Below are 22,961 nucleotides of genomic sequence, written 5' to 3' on the forward strand. Positions count from 1 at the left end.
CCGGCGAAGGCCGCCGTCGGGGCTAAGCCAGGCTATGGATGGGTGACCGGATGTCGGACAAGGCCGCCGGCCAGATCCGTTCACCTGCGTCACTCCAAAGCGAGCGGCACCCAGGGCGGCGGATCGCGCTCCGTCAGTTGCCTTCGGCGTCCACCATGAACAGCATCGGCCTGCCGCGCGACATCGGGTCCCACCCCGCGGCGAGCGCTGCACGAACGCCACGCGAGAGGGTCGCATCGTCAATCTGCAGACGCCCCCGCGGCAGCCCCTTCATCAGGCGCTTCGGGGCCGGAAATTCGATCGAGGCCTCACGCTGCGTATCCTTTTGCAGCAGGCGGATCGCCATGCCCCTCCATCCCTCATCATCCGACCATTGCGGCTCGCGTTGGAGTTCCCAGATGTAGGTGAGGCCGTCGACATCGACGGTCCCGGTGTTGCTTCGGTTGTTTGACATGCCCGCCGCCTTAGCATGCCAGCCCAGCCAGTTCATCAGTCCCGGTGAGTCGACCAGTGGAGGCCCCAGCTGTTCGAGCCTCGGACATCCAGCGGACCCGGCCGTTTCCCGATTGCGGTCTAGAACCGCATGCCGATCCCGGCGGAGGCCCGGTTGAACAACGCCCCGAACCTAAGCAGCGCCCTGGTGTCGATATCGACATATTCACATCGAAGTCCGCGAACAGTTTCCTGCTGATGCCGGTATCGAGCTCCGCCTGGGAGCACGTCGCACCCAGCTGACCAGCACGGCGCGCGCCGACCTTGAGAACGCGCTGGCGTGCTGCCCCGCGCCGACCGACCGCCCGTCAGGCGGCGTTGGCGCAGACGGCGAACGCGGCCCAGTCCGAAATCGTCACGGCCCGGCCGCCCGATCACCCCGGCCGCCTTCGGACGCGTCATCTGTCGGCTCACCGTCGCGATCGTCAAACCCGGCACATCGCCGATCTGACCGCACGTCAGCGGCAGGTCGAACGCCTTTAATGCCGCGTGGCTTGATCTCAGCGGGGGGTACCGCGTCGCGACACCGTGAGTGCCCCGCCGCTGTAGCTGATCTCGGCATCGAAACCGTTGGCGTCCGTCATGGTCTGGTCCTCACCGACCCAGCGGATGCGGATGGTGCGGGTTGTCGGCATTCCTTCCCATCCCTTGCCCTCGCGCGCACCAATCGTCACAGCGCCGGTGCGGTCGTCATAACCGATCGGGATGCGACTGAACGCACCCTGCTTGTACTGCTGGCTGGTCCCGTCGTCTTCGTAGAGCGAGAAGCGGCCGTCCGCGCCGGTATAGACCGCCATCGTCAGGGGAGCCGCCCGGTCCTGGTCGACATATTGCGTGACCGGTCCCATCGGCACGATCGCACCCGCGCGCACGAACAGCGGCATCCGCTCGAACGGTGCGGCGACAGTCGCCGTCGTCCCGCCGCGATACGCCGCGCCGGTGGTGAAATCATACCAGCGGCCCGTGCCCGGGAAATAGACCGGGCGCACACGTGCCCCATATTCGGTGACCGGCGCGACCAGGAACGCGTCGCCGAACAGATACTGGTCGGTCAGTTTGCGTGCGCCAAGGTCGGTCGGGAAATCGGCCGCCATTGGCCGCATGATGCTGCCGTCCTTCGCCCAGGTGTCGGCGCCCACCGTGTAGATATACGGCATCAGCCGGTACCGCAGCTGCGTATACCAGACCATCGACGCGCGCATCGGCGATCCTGCCGGGCTGATCTCGTAGATCTCACGGAACGGTGCCTCGCCGTGGCTGCGGAACAGCGGGCTGAACGCGCCGAACTGGAACCAGCGCAGATTGAGTTCGCGCCATTCGGCAAGATCGGCCGCGGCCGGCGTCTTGGCCGAATAGCGATCTTCCAGCGCGAACCCACCAATGTCGTGCGTCCAGTTCGGAATGCCGGACACGGACGCGTTGACGCCCGCCGAGATCTGCGCGCGCAGATCGTACCAGCGGCTGGCGACGTCGCCGGACCAGATCGCCGCGCCGTAACGCTGCAACCCGGCAAAGCCCGAACGGGTCAGCAGAAACGGGCGGACGTCCGGCTTGAAAGCCTGCCAGCCGTCGAAGAACGACCGTGCGTTCATCAACGGGAAGCTGTTGAAATACTGCGCCGCCGGCCCGATCGCGGTCGGGCCCATCGTCTCGATCCGCTCGGGCACGGAGATGTTGGAATGCATGTCGGGCTCGCTGGCGTCCGCCCACCACGCATCGGTGCCCAGCTTGGCGAGGCGATCCTCGATCTGCCGCCAGAAGGTCCGCCGGCCCGCCGCCGAATAGGGATCGTACACCGTGCTGGCATAGCCCGGTCCCACCCAGTCCTTGTTCCCCATCTTCAGGTTGCCCTGATACACCGCACCCGCCGCCGCGAGTTCCTTGTAGGTATCGGTTGTCGGATAGAATTTCGGCCAGACCGAGATCATAAAATGCGCGTTCTTGGCGTGGACCGCGTCGATCATCGCCTTGGGGTCGGGGAAACGCGTCGGGTCGAACCGGTGGCTCCCCCAGTCGTCGTCCCGCCAGTAACGCCAGTCGAGCACGATGTTGTCGAGCGGGATCTTCAGCTCGCGGTAGCGATCGACGACGGCGGTCAGCTCCGCCGCGGTGTCGTAACGCTGCCGCGACTGCCAGAAGCCGTACGCCCATTTCGGCATCATCTCGGCCTTGCCGGTCAGCTGACGATAGCCCGCGACCGCGCCGTCCATGCTGCCCGCGCCGGGCACGAACCAGTAGTTCTTGGCCTGGGCCACCTCGCTGGTGAACCGGATCGACCGGCGATCGCTCTCCGGCACGGGGTCGTTGTGGAACAGGGCGATGTAGCCGGCATTGGGTTCCCACTCGATCCGGATCCGCGCGGGCGTGCCGGCGCGCATCGGCACGTCGAAGTTGGCGTACCAGGGGTTCCAGTTCTGACGCCAGCGGTTCAGGACCTCCTTGCCGTCGACGAACACCTTGAAATAGCTCGATCCGTAAAGCTGGAAGCGGTGCATCCCGGCGACGGTCGGCTGCAGGTCGCCCGTCCATACGACGCGCTGTTTCTGCACCGCATTGCCGGCGGTATTCTGGCCGCCTTCCGCCGCCGTCGTCTGAACCTTCGCCGCGGCCGGCCAGTTCACCTGGTCCTTGATGAACTGATAATTCACCGTGGCTTCCTGCCGCGTGACGACCGGCCGACCGTTCAGCGAATATTCGGCAGTAAAGCCGGGCTTCCCGTTCGACGTGACGCGCATACCCTCGCCGACCAGCGTGTACGGCTTGGGATTACCGAAGCGCGTGATCGAGTTGTTGTCCCACAGGATGCCGTAGCCTCGGGTGGAGACGAGGAACGGGACCGCGATGTCCATATTGTGCTGCGCCAGTTCGACGTCTTCGCCGTTCTGGTCCATCTGACCGGCCTGATGCTGGCCAAGGCCGTAAAGCCCCTCGTCCGTCCCGCGATTGAACTGCTGCGACACCGAAACGAACGGTTTGCCGTCCGCGATGGCCGGCGCGAAACCGGTCGCGCCTGCCTCGCTCAGCAGCGGCTTTCCGGCGGCGTCGCGAAAAATCACCCGGCCCGTCGCCAGTTCGACCTCGGCGACGGTCCGCGCAGCCGTCACGACGACGCTGCCGGCCGTTGCGCGCACGGAGAAGCCGCCAGCCGCCGGGGGCGTCGGCGCCATCAGGCTCGTCGCGGGCGTACCGGTCGTGGCGTCACGCGGCGTGGCGACGACATGGATGATGCCGTCGCCGTGGACGGTCAGTGCGACGCGTGACGACGGTCCCGTCGCGGGCGTGACCACGATGCCGTCCGCCGTCCGCTCATACCGTCCGGCCTTCGCATAGGCCGGTGACGCAATGGCGCTGCCGATCAGCAGCGCAGCAACAAGAGCCTTGTTCATGGTCGTTCCCCTCGATCATGCGCGCCACGGCCGTTCAGGACCGGCCCCCGGGCGTCGCGGCGGTTCATGCAATCCGTGCCACGGCGCGCGGCCCCGGAACAGTGTTCATCGCGGTGTCGCGTCCGTCCGCTCGACGGTTGCGAGCACGACATCGTTGGCGCGCATCGGCACGCGCACCGCGTAACGGCCGTCGCGTCCGACCCGAACGGTCTGCGTCGATTCCGGAAGGTCGCGGGTCAGCGCCTGCAACTCCGCAACCTGGACCGGCGTGAGATCCTTCGGCGACCCCATCTCCAGGTAGCGAGTATGCGCGTCGTTGGCCTTGAAACCGGTCCGGCGCAGCGTCACGCGGTAAGTGCCCGGCGCCAGTCCCGACAGCCGCAGCTGCGCGGGCACCTGCGCAGTGGTCGGCAACACCTTGGTAAAGAACGGCCGGTTGCTGATCGACTGGGCCGGCAGGCGCCATGCCCACAGCAGCACGTTGGTCCCGCCGTTCCCCGTCGTCGCCAGCGCTTCCCCGTCGCCGGTCGCGATCTCGCGACCGCGCAGTTGATTGAGATATTTATATGCGAACCAGCTCGCCTTGCGGATACCCTCGCGGTTCATCAGCCCGAACCCGCCGTGGAACGATGTCGGCGGCACGCCGGCTTCCTCGAACAGGTCGCTATACGTCCAGTAACTCATGCCCTGCGCGATCCCGCGGGTCGCGCGCAGCTTGCCCAGGATGTAGGCCGCGCTGATATAGCTGTCGTGGACCGGGTCGCGCGGGTTGTAGCTTGCGCTCCATTCCGTGAAATAGAGCGGTCGCCCGCGATAGGCCGTCGCATCGATCTGCGCGCGCACCTTGCGCACGTCCGCGGTGACCGCGTCGGGGTTGGTGGACAGCTTGTTGTCGTCCTGCCCCTTCTCGTCCAGGAAACCGCCGTCGACGCCGTAGGTGTGGGTGCTCAGGAAATCGATCGGGATCTTGCGCCGGGACACATAGTCCAGCAGTTCCGGCACCCACGCCGCCCCCGCGGTGGACGGTCCGCCGACGCGCAGCTGCGGATCGATCGCCTTGATCGTCCGCGCGCTCGATTCGTATAGCTCGAAATACGCCTTCTGGTCCGCCTTCTCCCAGAAACCGTCCAGATTGGGCTCGTTCCAGACCTCGAAGAACCAGCTCCGCACCTCGGCCTCGCCGTAACGCTGGCGCAGGTGGCGCACGAACGCATCGACCAGTGCGGCCCAGGCCTTCGGCTCCGGATGCGAGGTGTTGCCCTTCCAGTAGAAGATCGTCTGCGGCGACGTGGCCATCGCGTTCGGGGTGAACCCCAATTCCACGAACGGCTTGATCTTGCGCGCGAGAAGCCCGTCGATCAGCTGGTCGATCTTCGTCCAGTCGTAGATCGTCCGGCCATTCTCCACGCGCACCGTCTTCAGGTCGTCGTGGAAGATCGCGTGGAAGCGGACATATTGGAAACCAAGCTCCTTCACCGCGGTATCGAGCTGCGCCATGCTGTCCGGGCGGATGAGCGTCCCGGCATAGTCGGAACCGACGGACAGCCGGAACGACTGGTCCATCGGGGCGCCCGCCTTCTGCACATCGATATCGATCACGCGTTCGGCGGGGCGCGCGACGGCAGCCGCGGCCCCGGCATGCGGCACGGCGATCATTGCGGTCGCCACCAACGACGCGGCCAGAGTGAGCGAGAGCGGACGCGTCATAGTTCTTCCCAACTGGATCATGCGGTTTGGAGGGCGGGCGCGGCGCAATGCTGCGCGATGAAGGTCTCGTGCGTCGGCATCGCGGCGGCCGTCCGGCCGATCACATCGCGCAGATGCGCCAGGAAGGCGGCCGCCTCCCCGACCGGCAGTGCAGCGACCAGCGGATCGCAACCGGTCGGACGCTGCCCCTGCCCCAGCAGCACCGCGATCCAGCTGTCCGGCGTGAACAGCTCGCCGGCCTCGCGGAACAGCCGGGCATTGCCGGCCCAGAGTGCCAGCTTGTCGGCCAGCGACGCTGGAAGCGTCATGGTGCGGCAATGATCCCAGAACGGTGAATCGCTACGCGTCGTTGCATGGTAATGCAGGATGATGAAGTCCCGCACCTGATCATATTCGCGCAGCAGCAGCCGGTTATACTCGGCGATCTCAACCGGATTGAACGAGCGATCCGGAAACAGGCTCAGCAATCGCGTGATACCGGACTGGATCAGATGGATGCTGGTCGACTCCAACGGTTCGAGGAAACCGCCGGCCAGCCCGATCGCGACGCAGTTCTTCTCCCACAATCGTTCGCGCCGGCCCGCCACGAACCGCAACTGGCGCGGTTCGGCAAGCGGCGTTCCCTCCAACCCGTCGAGCAGCGCCCGGACCGCGGTGTCGTCGTCGCTGTACGCGCTTGAATAGACATGCCCGTTCCCGACGCGGTGTTGCAGCGGGATGCGCCACCGCCAGCCCGCCCGGTCCGCGGTGGCGCGCGTATAGGGGGTCAGCGGCCCCTGCCGCGTGCTCGGCACCGCCCAGGCGCGGTCGCACGGCAGCCAGTGCTGCCAGCTCGTGAACGGCACCCCCAGCGCATCGCCCAGCAACAGCGAGCGGAACCCGCTGCAATCGACGAACAGCTCGCCGTCCACACGGCGACCATCGGCCAGTGTCACCGCGTCGATGAAACCCGTTTCGGCGTTGCGCACGACGCCGGCGATGCGCCCCTCGACCCGCGTCGCGCCGGCGGCTTTCGACAGTGTGCGCAGATAGGCGGCATAGAGGCCGGCGTCGAAGTGGAACGCGTACGATAAGGTCGAAAGGACTGCCGACGGGTCCGCGACCGGGCGATTGAAGCGCCCCAGTCGGGCCGCGACGTGGGACAGGCAATAGTCGCCGATCGGGCCGGGCGTTGCAGTTTCACCCCGCGCGGCCGCACGCAGCCACAATTGGTGGAACGACACGCCGGCCACGTCGCGCCCATGCGTCCCGAACGGATGCAGATAGTCGTCGCCGATCCGTCCCCAGTCGCGAAACCGGATCCCCAGCTTGAACGTCGCCTGGGTCGCCCGGACGAACGCATCCTCATCGATGCCGATGATGCGATTGAAATCGAGCAGCGACGGGATCGTCGCCTCGCCGACGCCGACCGTGCCGATCTCCTCCGATTCCACCAACGTGACCGACACGTCCGCGGACACGGCGCGTGATAGTGCCGCAGCCGTCATCCACCCCGCGGTGCCGCCGCCGACGATCACCACCTTGCGGATGGGGCCTGTCGCCGCGCCGGTCACGCCGCCGCCTGCGCGCCGAACCGTCGACCCTGCGCATAGTGCACCAAGTCGCGATTGCTCGGCAAATTCCGGATCGCAAACTGCGCCTGCTGGCGCACCTCGGCGAACGCGCGGCGGGCATCCTCATGGTAGCGCAGCGCGCCGGCCCGGGCGGTCAGGTCGGTCTTCCATCCCATGCCGTACAGCACATATTGCCAGCTATGCTCGGTGAAGATTTCCGTCCGCGGGTCGATATCCAGCTCGTTCGGCCAGCGGAAGCGCCAGCGGTCCAGCATCTCCTGCAAGCTGTCGGGGATCGACGCGGCGGCGACATTGTCTCGCCAGAAGTCCGTGTCGCGCCGTTCGGACAGGCAATAATGCAGCTTGATGAAATCCAGCGCGCGCTCGTACCGGCGGCGCAGCGCCGCGTTGAACTGCCGCGCCGACGTCTCATGATCGCCGCCCCACGGGAACAGGTTGGCGATCAACCCGGCGGCCACCTCGGCAAAGGCGATCCCCGTCGCCTCCAGCGGCTCAAAGAACCCGCTCGACAGACCGACCGCGACACAATTCTTGTGCCAGCTGATCTCGCGGTAGCCGGCGTCGAACTTGAACCGCCGCACCTCGGTCTCCGCGCTCGCCGGACCCAGATAATCGCGCAGGACACGCTCGGCCGTCTCGTCGTCGCTATGGTCCGACGAATAGACGTGACCGATCCCGCGCCGTGCCGCGAGACCGATGTCCCACGTCCAGCCGGCCTGCTGCGCCGTCGAGATGGTATAGGACGCGATCGGCGCGTTCGGGTCCGGATAGGGCAGCTGCGCAGTGACCGCGCGGTTGCAGAACAGCGTGTCGCGGCACGACCGGAACGGCATCCCCATCGCCTTGCCGATCAACTCGGCGCGGAACCCCGTGCAGTCGATATACAGATCGGCGTCCAGCATGCCGTGTTGCTCGGTCCGCACGCCGCCGATCGCACCATCCTCGTCGAGCATGACCTCCGTCACGGTATCGACCAGATGGCAGACCCCGTTCACGATCCCCTGGTCGCGCAACAACCCAGCCAGCGCGATCGCATCGAAATGGAACGCATAGCTGAGCGGCCCGACATAGTCGGCATGGCTCGCCAGCTTCGGCGCGCGCCAGGCGTCAGCCGCCTTCTTCTGCGGCGTCGCGACCGCGTCCCAGCCCTCGGGGCCGCCCGCGCCGATCAGCCAGTAAGGGAGCAGTTCGAGCCCGCTGCTCTGGTCGGCGACCTGGAACGGATGCAGATAATGGTCGGTCGCGCCCTCGCCCGGCTCATTGCGCCAGTTGGCGAACTTGATGCCCTGCTTGAACGTCGCGCCGCATCGGCGGACCAGCTCCGCCTCGTCGATGCCGATCGTGGCCAGCGTCCGGCGGATCGTGGGGAACGTCCCCTCGCCGACGCCCAGCACCCCGATGTCGCGCGATTCCACCAGCGTGATCGCGACGCCCCCCGGCAGATCGGCACTCAACCGTTTGGCAAGGTAACCCGCGGTCAGCCAGCCGGCCGTCCCGCCACCGACGATCAGGATGCGCTGTCTCATTCCCCCCACTCCCCGCCGTCATCGATCCGGAATGTCCACCGCGACCGGACTGATCCCGATCGCGGTGGAGCTCGTCCGACGGTCTATCAGAAAGCCAGGTTGATGCCCGTGCTGATCCGGCGATCGCTCTGGAACCAGCTGCGCCCGACCAGCTTGCCGCCGGGATAGCCGCCCATCAGCGTCTTCGCCGTCGCCGCCGTCAGGTTCGTTCCCTGGACACCGAACGAGAAGTTCTTGGTGACCTTGAAACGGATGCCGGCGTCGAGCGTCCCGTAGGAATCGCTGTAGACCGGCAACGCGATCTGGGTCGCCGTGGAGACACCCGGCGCCGAGTAATAGGTGTAGGTCGGGTTCGTGCCGTTGCTGTTGGTCGACTGGAGATATTTCGACCGCCAAGAATAGGCGATGCGCAGCGAAAAGGGATTGCGCTCGTACAACAACGCCGCGTTGGCATTGTGCTTCGAAAGACCGACAAGCGGTGCATCGTTGCGGATGGCACCGTTGATGTCGCGGTAGACGTCGCCGGGGTTCTTGCTTTCGATGTAGGTGTAGTTCCCCTCGAACCCCAGACCGCTGATCGGCCCTTCGAACATGTCGAGGAAGAAGCGGCCGCCCACTTCCACGCCCTTCACCGTCGCTGCCTCGTCGGCATTGATGTAGTCGGATGCCGCCGCACTCACGGTTTCCGACCGTCCGTCAGAGAATACGACCTGCACCTGCCGCGTCGTCAGCGAGAAGATCGGCAGATCGGTCAGCCGCTTGTAGAAGGGCGCGATGTGGAACGTCACCCCGCGCGGGCCGTAATATTCGAACGACAGGTCGAAATTGTTGGAAATCGTCGGCTTGAGTAGCGGGTTGCCGGTTTCGGCGGTGAAGTTCGTGAACGTCCCGGGCTGACCCTGCACCGCACTGGCAGTCGTCGCGACGCCCACCGATCCGGACGCGCGCAGCGCGTTGAAGCTCGGCAGGTCCATCGTGATGTTGTACCCGGCGCGCAGCTTGATCTGGTTCGACGGCGCATAGACCACGTTGATCGACGGCAGCGCACGGGTGAATTCCGCCTTGCCGCCGCGCGCGACGAACTGCGTGCCGAGCGTCACGATCTGGCCGTCGCGGATGAACGTGTTGCCGTTCTGCTGGATGAAGCCGTTGCCCTCGTTCTTGATGTTGACGACGCGGACACCGACGTTGCCGGACACACCGTTGGCGTCGCCCTGCGGCCCGAACCGGACGAGCGCATAGCCCGCCAGGTTCTGCGTGCGGTTGTCGACCTGGTCACCCGGCAGGATGAACCCCGGTGCCCGGATGCCGGATAGGCCGCCATAACCGGTCTGCGCCAGCGGACCCGACGCCGAACAGTTGAACTCCGTTCCGGCCGGGCAGAAGCCTGCCGGGGGCGGCGTGACGAGGCCGGTCCGATCGACGTTGAACCGGTCGGCCAGCTCCTCGCTGGCGAACAGCAGATTGCCCGGAAGCAGCGTTTCGCCGCGGAAGAAGTCCTTGAACGCATGGAGCGCGACATCGCCCGGCGCGGCATTGGCATAGGTCAGCTGTGGGTCGCCGTTCCACCCGCGACCGAGTGCCGCCCAGTTATAGCCGTTCTGCAGATCGCGCTCGGTCCGCTCGGCGTAGCGTGCGCCGATCTTCACGGATCGGAAGAAGCTCGATTCGAACTTGTATTCGGCGTCGAGTTGCGCCGTGTCGAGCCGCCCCTTGTTCCGCTCGTTGTGCGGCATCGATGCGGACCAGAAATAGTTCGACGGATCGGCGAACGATGCCTGGGTCGCCGGGCTGACGCTGATCTGCGGCAGTCCGCCGGTCAGGTCCATTCCGAACCCTGAGCCGAAGCTCACTTCGCGGAAGATATCGATCCGGTCGTATATCTGGCGTGAATCGACGCGCTGGATCGCTCCCTTCAGCGTCAACGGACCATCCTGCGGCGCCCATGCGAACGACAGCGAATAGTCCCGCGTCCGCGTGTCGCTTTCGACAAAACCCTTGTTGCCGCTGCTGGTCACCTGCCCGCCGGGCAGGAATGTCGCGGGATCTCGGTTGAACAGCGAGTCCGTCTTGAGCAGCAGGCCGTTCGAGTCGAACGTGCTGGTGGCCGGATCGACGGCGAGCGTCTGGGACGAAACCTGCGCGCCATAGTCGCTCGACTGACTCTTGTACCGCGACTGGAAGAAGGTGCCGGTGAACGTCAGACTGTCCGACGGTGCCCACTGCGCCGCGCCGTAGATGCCGTTGCGGCGATACTGGAACGCTTCGTCGCCGTAGGTGAATCCGCCCGGGATGTACCGGTCGGTATCGCCGATGCGCGTCTTGAAATAGGGTTCGGTGCGGATGAACTGCGACAGCGAGCTGAACTGGCTGTACGCCACGTCCGCCAGCAGCCCGATACGACCGATCGGCGTGTCGAACGAGTCCGTCACCAGAACCGAACCCATCGGATCGGCCTTGTTCGCCATGTCGCCCAGGCTCAGTTCGCCCGTGCCGGCAACGTGGAACTTGCCGTTGAAATCGAACGGCATCTTCGTCCGCAGGTCGATCTGCCCGCCCGTGCCGCCTTCGATCAGGTCGGCCGTCGACGCCTTGTAGACATCGACCGCGGCCATCAGCTCGGGCGTCACGTCGCTCCAAAGAATCGCGCGACCATTGTTCGCGCTGAAGATTTCGCGACCGTTGAGGCGGGATGCGACGCCGGTCAGACCGCGCACCTGCACGCCGGAACCCTGGACGGAAAAGTGATCCGGATCGCCCAGTGCGGCGAAACGCACGATCGACACGCCTGAAACGCGCTGAAGCACTTCGGTGATGGAATTGTCGGGCAATTTCCCGGCATCGTCGGCGACGACGGAGTCGACGATCGTCTCGCTGCGCCGCTTGCGCTCGACCGCAGCCTCCAGCGCGGCACGGCGTCCGGTCACGACGACGGTGTCGCCACCCGTCTGATCCGCGGCAGGCTCACCGACGTCCGCGCTCGGCGCCGCGGCCTGCGTCGCAACCGGCGCGATCGCCTGGACCTCCGCCTGCGCCGCGGCACCCGTGCTGTATCCGGCGGCGAGCAGCGCGATCAACGATACACCGGTCTGCGCCCGAAACTGGCGTTTCAAAACAAGCTGCTGGATCGCGCGCATTTCTATCATCCCCCCTTGGTGTACATGCCCTCACGGGCCCGACGGCGCACTTTGTGCATTCCGGGAAGCGCGCGGTAACAGCGGAGCAACAATCCCGCAACAACCTTTCGCGGCTGCAACGACCGCTGGTGACGGCGATGGCGAACGAGGCACCGGCGAGCCCGCGCCCGCGCGCTTGGGCGACCGGCAATTTGAAACCGTAGGATGGTCGGCGGCTTCGTTCGCGCGCTGTACGGCTTTACATTAGTCGTACATATTGGGATCGTTGACGGCGAGCATGGTGAAGTGCCGCCGCACCGAAGGGGAGGATTGGGAATGACCGGGCTGCGGAGCGGAAGCGCGCTCGACCGACGAACGCTCCTGCGGACCGGTGTGGCGGCGAGCGTCGGCGTGCCGGTGGCAGGCGCACTCGGCTCGACCGCGGAAGCCCCGCCGCCGGCCGGCGCGCTGCCGATGCCCGCGCCCCGCGACGCACTGCCGCTGAGGGCACATGTCGAAGATCCGAAACGGCTGCTGCTCGACCATGGTTGGCGTTTCCACCTCGGCGATATTCCGATGCCCGAGATCCGCGGTCACGGCTGGTCCTATAACGCCGCCAAGGCCGGACAGGCGCAGGGCGCCGCCGCCATGCAGTATGACGATTCGGACTGGCCCGAAATCGACCTACCGCACGACTGGGCCGCGGCGATGCCGTTCGACGAGACCGCCAACGTTTCGCAAGGCTACCGCCGGCGCGGGTTCGGCTGGTATCGACGTGCCCTCAGGCTCGATCCCGCCGACCGCGGCGCCTTTCTCGAACTGCAATTCGGCGGCATCGCGACCAACGCGACGATCTGGTTCAACGGTTCGGTCGTGGCGCACAACTGGAGCGGCTACACCTCGGTCTACGTCGATATCACCGACCTTGCGCGTTACGGCGACGATCTGAACAGCATCGTCGTCCGGGTCGATGCGCAGACTATGGAGGGCTGGTGGTACGAGGGCGCGGGACTGTACCGCCATGTCTGGCTCGCCCGCCGCGACGCGGTCCACATCGCCACCGACGGCATCCATGCCGATCCGCGCCGTGCTCCGGACGGATCGTGGACCGTGCCGGTCACCGTGACGCTCGGCAATATCAGCAAGGCGGCGGCAACCGCAACCGTCGAGGCGACGTTGCGGGATCCGGACGGGCGCACGGTCGGCACGGCCCGCGTCCCCGCCACGATCGATCCGTTGAAGACCAAGTCGGCCACCCTGTCGATCGCGGTCCCGGCACCGCGGCTCTGGTCGATCGACACGCCGACGCTCTACAGCGTGCAGACCAGGCTGCTGCGCGACGGCCGGGTCGCGGACGAACGCACGCTCCGGATCGGCTTTCGCACGCTCCGCTTCGACGCGGCCACCGGATTTCACCTCAACGACCGCCCCGTGAAGATCAAGGGCACGTGCAATCACCAGGATCATGCCGGCGTCGGCGTCGCCGTGCCGGATGCGTTGTGGGACTGGCGGCTGCGCCGGTTGAAAGCGCTCGGCTGCAACGCGATCCGCTTCGCGCACGCCGCGATCGCGACCGAAGTGCTCGACGCCTGCGACCGGTTGGGCTTTCTGGTGATGAGCGAGAACCGCAACTTCAATACCAGTCCAGACTATATGAAGCAGCTGGAATGGCTGGTCCGGCGCGACCGGAACCGGCCGAGCGTCTTCATGTGGTCGGTGTTCAACGAAGAACCGATGCAGGGCACTCCCGCCGGGTACGAGATGGTCCGGCGGATGTCCGCCGTGGTGAAGGCACTCGACGACAGCCGCCCGGTCACCGCGGCCATGAACGGCGGGATGTTCGCACCCGTCAACGTCAGCCAGGCGGTCGACGTCGTCGGCTTCAACTATCAGCGCGACCAGTATGACCGGTTCCACGCCGCCAATCCGACGCTGCCGTTGACCAGTTCGGAGGATACCAGCGCGTTCATGACGCGCGGCGCCTGGAAAACCGATGGCGCCTCACACGTCATGTCGTCCTATGACGATGAACCGGCGGATTGGGGCAGCACGCACCGTGACGGATGGAAATCGATCGCCGAACGGCCGTTCGTGGCCGGCGCTTTCGTCTGGACGGGGTTCGATTATCATGGCGAGCCGTCGCCGTTCGAATGGCCGTCGGCGAGCAGCTATTTTGGGATCATGGACCTCTGCGGCTTTCCCAAGATGGCCTTCTACCTGCACCGCGCGCAGTGGATCGACGATGTCCCGCTGCTCGATCTGATGCCGCACTGGAACTGGCCGGGGCGCGAGGGGCAGCCGGTCCGCGTCGTGGCGCTCACCAACGTCGAGTCAGTCCGGCTGACGCTCAACGGCCGGCCGGTCGGCGAACGGACGGTCGATCGCTACACCATGCCGGTCTGGTCGGTCCCCTATGCGCCGGGCCGGCTGGAGGCGATCGGATACCGCGGCGGCCGCGAAGTCGCGCGCAGCGTCGTGGAGACCACGGGTGCGCCGGTCGCGCTCCGGCTCACCCCCGACCGCCGCACGATGGCGGCCGACGGCGAGGATGTGCAGCCCTTCACGATCGATGCGGTCGATGCGCGCGGGCGCCATGTGCCGACGAGCAATCTCGACGTCAGCTTCGCCGTGACCGGTGGCAAGATCATCGGACTGGGCAACGGTGACCCGGTCAGCCACGAACCGGAACAGGGCAATCGCCGCCGTCTTTTCAATGGGCTGGCGCAGGTCATCGTGCGCGCCGACGGCGGCGATGCGCGCGCCTTGACGCTTCGCGCCGACGCAACCGGGTTGCGGGCTGCGCGCAGCACCGTTCGGTTGCTCGCGACGCCGCCGCTGCCGTTCGTGCCGGTCACCCCTGCGACGCAGATGATACCGGACTGGCGCCAATCACCCGCATCGGCGGCGAAACCGTCGCCGGACATCGTCCTGGCCGACAACGACATGAACAGCTGGCTCTTCGTGCGCGCCGGCGAAATCCAGCCCGCGCAGGGGACAGGCACCTGGAGTGTCCTCCGCGCCCGGCTTACACCGCACCGCCCGGTGCAGGCGAAGGGCGGCCGGATCCGGTTCAGGGACGTCGTCGGACGCGGCGAAGTCTGGATCGACGGCCGGCGGCTGGCCACTAAGACCGGCTTTGCGCCGGAAACGATCACCGTGCCGCTGCCGGCGGGCCAGGGAGAGCGCGTCGTCACCCTCCTGCTCGAAAGCGACGGCCGCGTCCCGTCCGGGCTGGGCGGCATCGTGTTCGTCGAACAATGAACGCCCGTACCGCCCGGCTTATGAGAGGATATCGACAATGACGGACCGCCTGTTCCGGGGCATGACCTGCCTGATCGCGGCCGGGCTGCTGGCCGGCACCGCGTCTGCGCAGCCCACGAACCCGGTCCCTGCCCTCGTCACCCGCGACGGGCGCCACGCCTTGATGGTCGACGGCGCGCCGTGGCTCATGCTGGGTGCGCAGGTCAACAATTCCAGCAACTACCCCGCCATGTTGCCGCAGGTCTGGCCGACCATCCGGGCGATGCACGCCAACACGGTCGAGGTCCCGATCGCATGGGAACAGGTGGAGCGCAAGGAAGGGCAGTTCGACTTTTCGTTCCTCGATCAGTTGCTGGCCGAAGCGCGGCAGAACAATGTTCGGCTGGTCATCCTGTGGTTCGCGACGTGGAAGAACACCTCGCCCAACTATGCGCCGTCCTGGGTCAAGCTCGACAACAAGCGCTTCCCCCGCATGACGAATGCAAAGGGCGAGACGCATTACGCGCTGTCGCCGCATTCCCATGCCACGCTGGAGGCGGACAAACGCGCCTTCGTCAAGCTGATGGAGCATCTGAAGGCCGCCGATCCGCAGAATACCGTCATCATGGTGCAGCCCGAAAACGAAGCCGGCACCTACGGCAGCGTCCGGGATTTCTCGCCCGTCGCGCAAAAGGCGTTCGACGGCCCGGTGCCGCAGGCGTTGCTGACCAGGTTCGGGAAGCGCCCCGGCAACTGGAAGACCGTGTTCGGTGCCGACGCCGATGAATATTTCCACGCTTGGTCGGTCGCGCATTATATCGATGAAATCGCGGCAGCCGGAAAGGCGGTGAAGCCCATCCCGATGTACGTCAACGCCGCGCTGGCCGCGGCATTCGGGCGACAGCTGGCCAATAGCTACGCCAGCGGCGGTCCCGTCCACCACGTCATCGACGTGTACAAGGCAGCCGCACCGTCGATCGACCTGGTCGCGCCCGACATCTATGCGCGCGACCACGGCCCCTATCTCGAATATCTGCGGCTCTACGGGCGGCCGGACAACGCGCTGATGGTACCCGAAACGGGCAACGCCGCCGAATTCGCGCGCTATTTCTATCCGGTCGTCGGCAAGGGTGGAATCGGCTTCGCGCCGTTCGGCATGGACGATACCGGCTACTACAACTTCCCGCTGGGCGCGCGGACGCTGGACGCCGCGACGCTGGATTTGTTCGCGCGAAACTACCGCATGTTCGCGCCGATGATGCGGCACTGGGCGCGGCTGGCCTTTGCGGGCAAGACCTGGGGCGTCGCCGAACCGACCGATCCCAAGGCGGAGCATCGCCAGGTGATGGAGCTGGGCAAATACCGCGCCACCGCGACGTTCGGTCAGTACCAGTTCGGCGTCGACAAGCCGACCGGCAACCCGCAACCGACCGGCGGCCTGGCGATCGCCGAGATCGGACCCGACGAATATCTTGTCGCCGGCTTCGACACGCGCGTCACCTTCGCGCTGGCCGACACGAAAAGCGGCCGGTCGATGCTGTACGATCGGATCGAGGAAGGTCATTACGACGCGCAGGGCGACTGGGTGTTCGACCGTGTCCTGAACGGCGACCAGACCGACTATGGTCTCAATTTCACCGGGCGGCCGCAGGTGCTGCATGTGAAACTGGGCAGCTACAAGGGCAATCCCGTCATTCCGGTCGGCAATCCGAACTAGGGTACAGGGGTTGGGGGGAGACGGGATGGCCGATTTCACGAAGCGGGAGATCCTGGCGGCACCGCTGCTCGGTGCGGCGGGGCTATCGTCGGCCACCGCAGCGCCCCGCCCGGCGCCTAAGATCCCGCCGGGGCGGTTCGACGCATCGGTCGCCTCGCTCGAAACTTACCGCGTTCCCGACTGGTTTCGCGATGCCAAGTTTGGCATCTGGGCGCATTGGGGGCCGCAGGCGGTACCGCGTCAGGGCGACTGGTATGCGCGTTTCATGTACGTGCCCGGCCACCCGCATTACGATCATCACGTCAAGACCTACGGCCACCCGTCCACATTCGGTTACAAGGATATCCTGCCGCTCTGGACGGCGAAGCGGTTCGATCCCGATGCGCTGATGACCCGGTTCGCCGCCGCCGGTGCGCGCTATTTCGTCGCGATGGGCGTGCATCACGACAATTTCGACCTGTGGCGATCGCGGCATCACCGCTGGAACTCGGTCGCGTTGGGGCCGAAACGCGACATCGTCGGCGCCTGGAAAACCGCCGCAACGCGCCGCGGACTGCGCTTCGGCGTCTCCGAACATCTGGCAGCCAGCTATTGCTGGTGGTACCCGAACCACCTCTACGATCAGTTCTGGCCGAAACTCGGCGTCGCCTATGACGGCGCGGACCCCGCCTTTGCGGATCTGTACCACCGCAACCGCGACGAACCCTACCGCAACACGCCGACCTCCTGGTACACCGTAGACGCCGACTTTCATGCGCGCTGGTTCGATCGGATCCGCGACCTCGTCGACAGCTACCAGCCGGACCTGCTCTACTCCGACGGCGGCCTGCCGTTCGGTGCCGTCGGGCGCAGCCTCGTCGAGCACCTCTACAACGGCAGCATCCGGCGCTCGGGCCGGCTCGACGCGGTCTACACGTGCAAGGATAACGGCACCGGCAGCTTCCACCGCGGCGCGGCCGTGCAGGATGTCGAACGCGGTGTCCTGGCCGGGATAAACCCCCTTCCTTGGCAGACCGATACATCGAACGGCGACTGGTTCTACAACGCGGCCCATCCTTACAAGACCGCGACGCAGGTCGTGACGATGCTGGCCGACATCGTCAGCAAGAACGGCAATCTGCTGCTCAACATCGTCATGGACCCGGACGGCAGTTTGCCGCCGCAATCCGAACTGCTGCTCACCGAACTCGCGGACTGGATGGCGGTGAACGGCGCCGCGATCCACGGCACCCGCCCCTGGACCGTATATGGCGAAGGACCGACCAAAACGACCGCCGGTATGTTCGCGGAGAAGGGTGACTATACGCCGCGCGACGTGCGTTTCACGACGCGCGGCGACGATCTGTTCGCGATCGTGCTGGGCGAACCGTCCGGTACGCTGACGATCACGACGCTCGCCGCGGGAAACCGGCACGAACCGCGTCCGATCCGCCACGTCGCGCTGCTCGGCCACGCCGGACCGATCGACTTCCGTCAGACCGCGCAGGGCCTGACGATCGCCGTGCCGCCGACGCTGCCCACCCGGCACGCCAGCGCTTTCCGCATTTCCTATGCCTAACGCCCCGCCCCGCATCCTCCCGCCTGCCCGCCACGCTTCCAGGAAAGTCCGCCCCATGAACCCGACCGGCACCCCGTCCTCCGGCACCGTCCTGGCGTTGGCGCTGTCCTCCCTGCTGGTCGCGATCGCCGCCCCGCAACCGGCGGCGGCGCAGAGCGCGGTCGGCCACCCGGAATGGCCGGGCAAGGGGCAGTTGTTCGTCGGCACCTGCTATCAACCGGTCGATCGGTCCCCCGAACAGATCCGCCAGGATATCGCGATCATGAAGGGCGCGGGGTTCAACATGGTCCGCATGGGCGACCTGTCCTGGGACTCGTTCGAACCCGAGGAGGGGCGGTTCGAGTTCGGCTGGTTCGACGACGTGCTGCGCCAGATGCACGCCGCGGGCATCCGCGTCATCGTCGACATTCCGGGTCAGCCGGCACCGATCTGGCTGCACAAACGCTATCCCGGTGTCGATATTGTCAACCAGGACGGCGTTCGGCTCAACGCCGCGACGCGCTACTGGGACAATATCGCCGACCCGGACTATCGCCGGCTGGCCGCCCGTCTGGCGGAGCGGATGCTGCAACGCTACGCCCGCAATCCCGCGGTGATCGCGATCGGTTACGATAACGAGATCGGCAATGGGCAGGTGTCCTACTCGCCCGCGGACCGTGCGCGGTTCGTCGTCTGGCTGCAGAAGAAATATGGCTCGATCGCCGCGCTCAACACCGCCTGGGCGACGCAGCGCTGGTCGCGCCGGATCAACAGCTGGGATCAGGTCGATCTGCCCTATATGCGCGGCCCCGGCCCGAACGAGCGCTATCTCGATCTGCGGCGTTTCTGGTCAGACGATACGATTGGCGCGCTCACCGACCTGGAGGCGGTGCGCAAGCGGTTCGCCCCCAACCTGCCGGTCGCATCGAATTTCTGGCCGACCGCCTGGACCAAGGGGTTCGACTATCTCCGATCGTGGGAGAAGGTCTCGACCTACGGCGCGCAGGGTTTCTATCCGGGCGATCCGCTGGGTGCCGGCTTCGAAGTGATGATGAACCGGGCGGCGCACCAGACGCCGGTCTGGTTCAACGAATTCGTCGCGGGCGGCGGCGGCAACTACGGCACGCCCGGCCGTTCGCGCATGTGGGCCTATTTCGGCCTGCTCCATTATGCGCAGACGGTGCTGGCCTGGACGTTCAATTCGCATATCGGTGGGGAGGAACAGTCCCTGTTCGGACTGGTCGATCATGACGGCCGCCCGTCCTGGAAAGTCGCCGAGTTCGGCCGGATCGCGCGCGAGTTCAAGACGCTGCAGGCCATGGGCTTCCCCCGCGACGCGCCGCCGCAGGTCGCGATCCATTACTCGTTCGAGACGAGCTGGCTGACCAGCCCGCCGCCCGGCCCCAACACGATGCAGGAATATTTCAAGGGCAACTACACCGATCAGGTGAAGGCCGCCTACGCACCGTTCCACCGCGACAATATCGACGCGGCCGTCATCGACATCGGCCACGATCCGATCGACCGGTACAAGCTGGTCGTGCTGTCGAGCGCGTATCTGATGGACAAGGCGACCGGCGACGCCGTCCGGCGCTATGTCGCGAACGGCGGGACGGTGGTCATGACGGGCTATTCCGCCAAGGCGGACGAGACCGGCAAATGGTTCGACACGCCCCTGCCCGGTCGCCTGACTGACGTGTTCGGCGTGCGGACCAATGCCTTCTACCGCGCGGAACAGCCGCTTCGGGTCCGGTTCGACGGCCAGCTGCGCGAAGGCACCGATCCCTATTACGAGGTCCTTGAACCCGGGACCGCAAAGACGCTGGCCACTTTCGAAAACACGCCCGAGAAAAGCCCGGCGATCACGGTGAACCGCTACGGCAAGGGCCGCGCGATCTACCTCGCTACGGCCGCCCAGCCCGGGCTGATCGGACCGCTCATCCGATCGCTCTATCCCTCGCTCGGGATCACGCCCGGACCGCAGACGCCCGAAAGCGTTTCCGCGCGGGTGGTGGACGGACGGACCCTGTACGTGAACACCGCCAACGTGCCCGCGACGGTGACGATCGCCGGCACCGCGAAGGGCCTGCTCAGCGGACAGCGTTTTTCCGGGACGCTGCCGCTGGCACCCTACGGCGTCGAACTGCTCGACCGGCCGTGAGTGCCGCCATGGGAGCGGGACGCACCTTACCCGACACGACGATCGAAAGGACAAGCATGCGGAAGACATCGACGTACGGACTGAGTTTGGCAGTGGCCCTGCTCGCCGCGCCCGCCCTGGCGCAGACGAACGTGCCCGGCGATCCGTATGTCAGCGACCCCGTCGGCATCGTTGCGGACCCCTGCCCGCCGGGCCGTACCATCGACAATTCCGGCGGCTGGCAGATGTGGAACCTTCATCTGCTGACCCGCGACTTCGGCCAGCTATGCCGGTACCGCGCGGACAATGCCCGCCTGGCCGCATCGGGCGCCGCAGCGCGGGTCGTGTTCCTCGGCGACTCGATCACCGACAGCTGGATCGGGGCCGACCCCGCATTTTTCACCGGCGGGCTGGTGGATCGCGGGATCAGCGGGCAGACCACGCCGCAGATGCTGGTGCGCTTCCGCCAAGACGTCCTCGCGCTCCGCCCTGCCGCGGTTCACATCATGGCCGGAACCAACGACATCGGCGGGTCGACCGGCGCCGCCACGATCGAGACGGTGGAAGGCAATATCGCGACGATGGCGGAGCTGGCGAAGGCGCATGGCATCAAGGTGATCATCGCGTCGATCCCGCCCGCCGCCGCCTTCCGCTGGAGCCCTCGGACGCGCCCGGTGCCGCAGATCGCCGCGCTCAACCGCCGCTTGGCGGACTACGCACGGCGGAACGGCTTCACCTATGTCGACTATCATCCCGTGCTCGCCACGCCCGAAGGCGCCATGAAGCCGGGACTGGCCAGCGACGGCGTCCACCCGACGCCCGCCGGCTACGCGGCGATGCGTCCCGTGGCACTGGCGGCGATCGCGAAGACGCTGGGTGGACGCTGAGATGCAACGCAGATCCTTCCTCGCCGGTGCGGCTGCCCTCGGTCTGGCCCGCACAGCCCTCGCGCAAAGCCCAATGGGCGTCGCGCGCGGGCCCGTTCAACCGACCTGGCCATCGCTGGTCTCGAACTACCGCTATCCCGACTGGTTTCGCGATGCGAAGCTCGGCCTGTGGTCGCATTGGGGGCCGCAATCGGTGCCCGAACAGGGCGATTGGTATGGTCGATTCATGTACATGCAGGGTCACCCGATGTACGACCATCATCTGAAAACCTACGGCCATCCATCGCGGACCGGCATGAAGGATATCATGCACCGCTGGACCGCGGACCGGTGGGACCCGGACGCGCTGATCGAGCGGTACAAGAAGGTCGGCGCGAAATATTTCGTTGCGCTCGCCAACCATCACGACAATCTCGACTGCTTCGACAGCCGCTACCATCCGTGGAATTCCGTGCGGGTCGGGCCGAAGAAGGACGTGGTCGGCATCTGGGAAAAGGCCGCACGCCGAGCCGGGCTGAAATTCGGCGTATCCAACCACGGTGCGCACAGCTGGCACTGGTACCAGACGGCCTATGGCTATGACCCGACCGGGCCGATGAAGGGCGTGCGCTACGACGCGTCGCGGCTGGCCCGGGCGGACGGTCGCGGCCTGTGGTGGGACGGGCTCGATCCGCAAACCCTGTACAACGGCCCCTATGCCGCGATGCCCGACGGGATCGATAGCGTGGCCGCGATGAACCGCTGGCATGACATCCATGACGGCCAATGGCTCGAAACCGCGCCGCCCGGCGCGCGCGGTCAGGCCTATGTCGCCAACTGGCTGCTGCGCCAGACCGACCTGATCACGAAGTACAAACCCGACCTTTGCTATCTCGACGACTACGGGCTGCCATTCGGTCCGGTCGGGCTGCAGGCGGCGGCGGACTATTATAACCGCTCGATCGACTGGCACGGCAAGATCGACGTCGTGCTGACGGGCAAGCAGCTGCAACCGCACCAGCGGTTCGGCATGGTGCAGGATGTCGAACGCGGCTTTTCCGACCATCTCTGGGAGGAGCCGTGGCAGACCGACACCTGTCTCGGCGACTGGTTCTACAACGTCGCGCGGCTGAACGATAAAAGCTACAAGACCGCCGAGGATGTCGTGCAGCGGCTGGCCGACGTCGTGTCGAAGAACGGCAACCTGCTGCTGTCCGTGCCGCAACCCGGCAACGGCTCGATCGATGCGGAGGAGGAGCGGATCCTCGACCGGATGGGCGGCTGGATGGCGATCAACGACGAGGCGATCTTCGGCTCCCGCCCGTGGCGCAGTTTCGGCGAAGGGCCGACCGTGCTGGCCGCCGGCATGCAGAACGAGGGCGCGGCCAAGCCGTTCACCCCGCGCGACGTGCGCTTCACCACCAACAAGGGCGCGCTCTACCTGCTGTTCCTGAAATGGCCGACGGAGACCGCGACCGTCACGTCGCTTGCCGCCGGCCGCTGGAACGCGAACATTGGCCGCGTCACCCTGCTCGGCGGTGGGCCGGTCCGTCATCGGCAGGACGCGGCGGGCCTCCATCTCGACCTGCCCGCACGCTCCGATGGCGGGTTCGTACCGGTCGTGCGGATCGATGGACGGGGTGTTACCACCTGACCCCCG

General features: G+C 66.4%; 12 protein-coding genes. 6 read left to right on the forward strand and 6 right to left on the reverse strand.

The annotated features are described in order from the left end of the window. Window positions 1–133: 133 nt before the first annotated feature. From IEX50_RS01950 to IEX50_RS01980, 6 genes are all read right to left on the reverse strand, one after another. On the reverse strand, window positions 134–490 hold the full coding sequence (locus tag IEX50_RS01950; RefSeq protein ID WP_373285268.1) for a hypothetical protein: 357 nt from the start codon (window positions 488–490) through the stop codon (window positions 134–136). 502 nt (window positions 491–992) lie between these two features. Further along, window positions 993–3,878: a glycoside hydrolase family 31 protein gene (locus tag IEX50_RS01960; protein ID WP_157177259.1), complete on the reverse strand. Its 2,886-nt coding sequence runs from the start codon at window positions 3,876–3,878 to the stop codon at window positions 993–995. A 105-nt stretch (window positions 3,879–3,983) separates the two neighbouring features. Beyond that, window positions 3,984–5,585: a GH39 family glycosyl hydrolase gene (locus IEX50_RS01965; protein WP_157177260.1), complete on the reverse strand. Its 1,602-nt coding sequence runs from the start codon at window positions 5,583–5,585 to the stop codon at window positions 3,984–3,986. 17 nt (window positions 5,586–5,602) lie between these two features. Continuing rightward, on the reverse strand, window positions 5,603–7,138 hold the full coding sequence (locus IEX50_RS01970) for a tryptophan halogenase family protein (protein ID WP_229673586.1): 1,536 nt from the start codon (window positions 7,136–7,138) through the stop codon (window positions 5,603–5,605). Next, on the reverse strand, window positions 7,135–8,685 hold the full coding sequence (locus tag IEX50_RS01975) for a tryptophan halogenase family protein (protein ID WP_157177261.1): 1,551 nt from the start codon (window positions 8,683–8,685) through the stop codon (window positions 7,135–7,137). Before IEX50_RS01975 ends, IEX50_RS01970 begins: the two co-directional genes overlap by 4 nt. Window positions 8,686–8,771: 86 nt before the next feature. Beyond that, complete coding sequence (locus tag IEX50_RS01980) at window positions 8,772–11,822, reverse strand: TonB-dependent receptor (RefSeq protein WP_157177262.1); 3,051 nt, start codon at window positions 11,820–11,822, stop codon at window positions 8,772–8,774. 315 nt (window positions 11,823–12,137) lie between these two features. Between IEX50_RS01980 and galA the strand changes: the two genes are divergently transcribed. The 6 genes from galA to IEX50_RS02010 are packed head-to-tail and all read left to right on the forward strand — an operon-like array spanning window position 12,138 to window position 22,955. Further along, entirely contained in the window at window positions 12,138–15,062 is a 2,925-nt protein-coding gene (gene galA / locus IEX50_RS01985) for a beta-galactosidase GalA (RefSeq protein ID WP_157177263.1), read from the forward strand. A 37-nt stretch (window positions 15,063–15,099) separates the two neighbouring features. Beyond that, the gene (locus IEX50_RS01990; protein ID WP_157177264.1) at window positions 15,100–16,758 is read left to right on the forward strand and encodes a DUF5597 domain-containing protein; all 1,659 of its coding nucleotides are present in this window, start codon (window positions 15,100–15,102) and stop codon (window positions 16,756–16,758) included. A gap of 25 nt (window positions 16,759–16,783) precedes the next feature. Further along, window positions 16,784–18,316, forward strand: coding sequence for an alpha-L-fucosidase (locus IEX50_RS01995; protein ID WP_157177265.1), 1,533 nt, complete (start codon window positions 16,784–16,786; stop codon window positions 18,314–18,316). A 55-nt stretch (window positions 18,317–18,371) separates the two neighbouring features. Beyond that, window positions 18,372–20,456, forward strand: a complete 2,085-nt coding sequence (locus IEX50_RS02000) for a beta-galactosidase (RefSeq protein WP_157177266.1) — start codon at window positions 18,372–18,374, stop codon at window positions 20,454–20,456. Window positions 20,457–20,512: 56 nt separating this feature from the next. Next, the gene (locus tag IEX50_RS02005) at window positions 20,513–21,322 is read left to right on the forward strand and encodes an SGNH/GDSL hydrolase family protein (protein ID WP_157177267.1); all 810 of its coding nucleotides are present in this window, start codon (window positions 20,513–20,515) and stop codon (window positions 21,320–21,322) included. 1 nt (window position 21,323) lies between these two features. Beyond that, window positions 21,324–22,955, forward strand: coding sequence for an alpha-L-fucosidase (locus IEX50_RS02010; RefSeq protein ID WP_157177268.1), 1,632 nt, complete (start codon window positions 21,324–21,326; stop codon window positions 22,953–22,955). Window positions 22,956–22,961 lie beyond the last annotated feature (6 nt).

Source organism: Sphingomonas prati (assembly GCF_014643515.1).
In the GTDB taxonomy this organism is placed as follows: Bacteria; Pseudomonadota; Alphaproteobacteria; order Sphingomonadales; family Sphingomonadaceae; genus Sphingomonas_R; species Sphingomonas_R prati.

Bases quoted from the DNA above. Each gene is read 5' to 3' on its own strand.
- IEX50_RS01995 (WP_157177265.1), top strand. From the start codon at position 16,784: ATGGCCGATTTCACGAAGCGGGAGATCCTGGCGGCACCGCTGCTCGGT.
- IEX50_RS02010 (WP_157177268.1), top strand. From the start codon at position 21,324: ATGCAACGCAGATCCTTCCTCGCCGGTGCGGCTGCCCTCGGTCTGGCC.
- IEX50_RS01980 (WP_157177262.1), bottom strand. From the start codon at position 11,822: ATGCGCGCGATCCAGCAGCTTGTTTTGAAACGCCAGTTTCGGGCGCAG.
- IEX50_RS01975 (WP_157177261.1), bottom strand. From the start codon at position 8,685: ATGAGACAGCGCATCCTGATCGTCGGTGGCGGGACGGCCGGCTGGCTG.
- IEX50_RS01965 (WP_157177260.1), bottom strand. From the start codon at position 5,585: ATGACGCGTCCGCTCTCGCTCACTCTGGCCGCGTCGTTGGTGGCGACC.
- IEX50_RS02000 (WP_157177266.1), top strand. From the start codon at position 18,372: ATGAACCCGACCGGCACCCCGTCCTCCGGCACCGTCCTGGCGTTGGCG.
- galA (WP_157177263.1), top strand. From the start codon at position 12,138: ATGACCGGGCTGCGGAGCGGAAGCGCGCTCGACCGACGAACGCTCCTG.
- IEX50_RS01950 (WP_373285268.1), bottom strand. From the start codon at position 490: ATGAACTGGCTGGGCTGGCATGCTAAGGCGGCGGGCATGTCAAACAAC.
- IEX50_RS01990 (WP_157177264.1), top strand. From the start codon at position 15,100: ATGACGGACCGCCTGTTCCGGGGCATGACCTGCCTGATCGCGGCCGGG.
- IEX50_RS01960 (WP_157177259.1), bottom strand. From the start codon at position 3,878: ATGAACAAGGCTCTTGTTGCTGCGCTGCTGATCGGCAGCGCCATTGCG.
- IEX50_RS02005 (WP_157177267.1), top strand. From the start codon at position 20,513: ATGCGGAAGACATCGACGTACGGACTGAGTTTGGCAGTGGCCCTGCTC.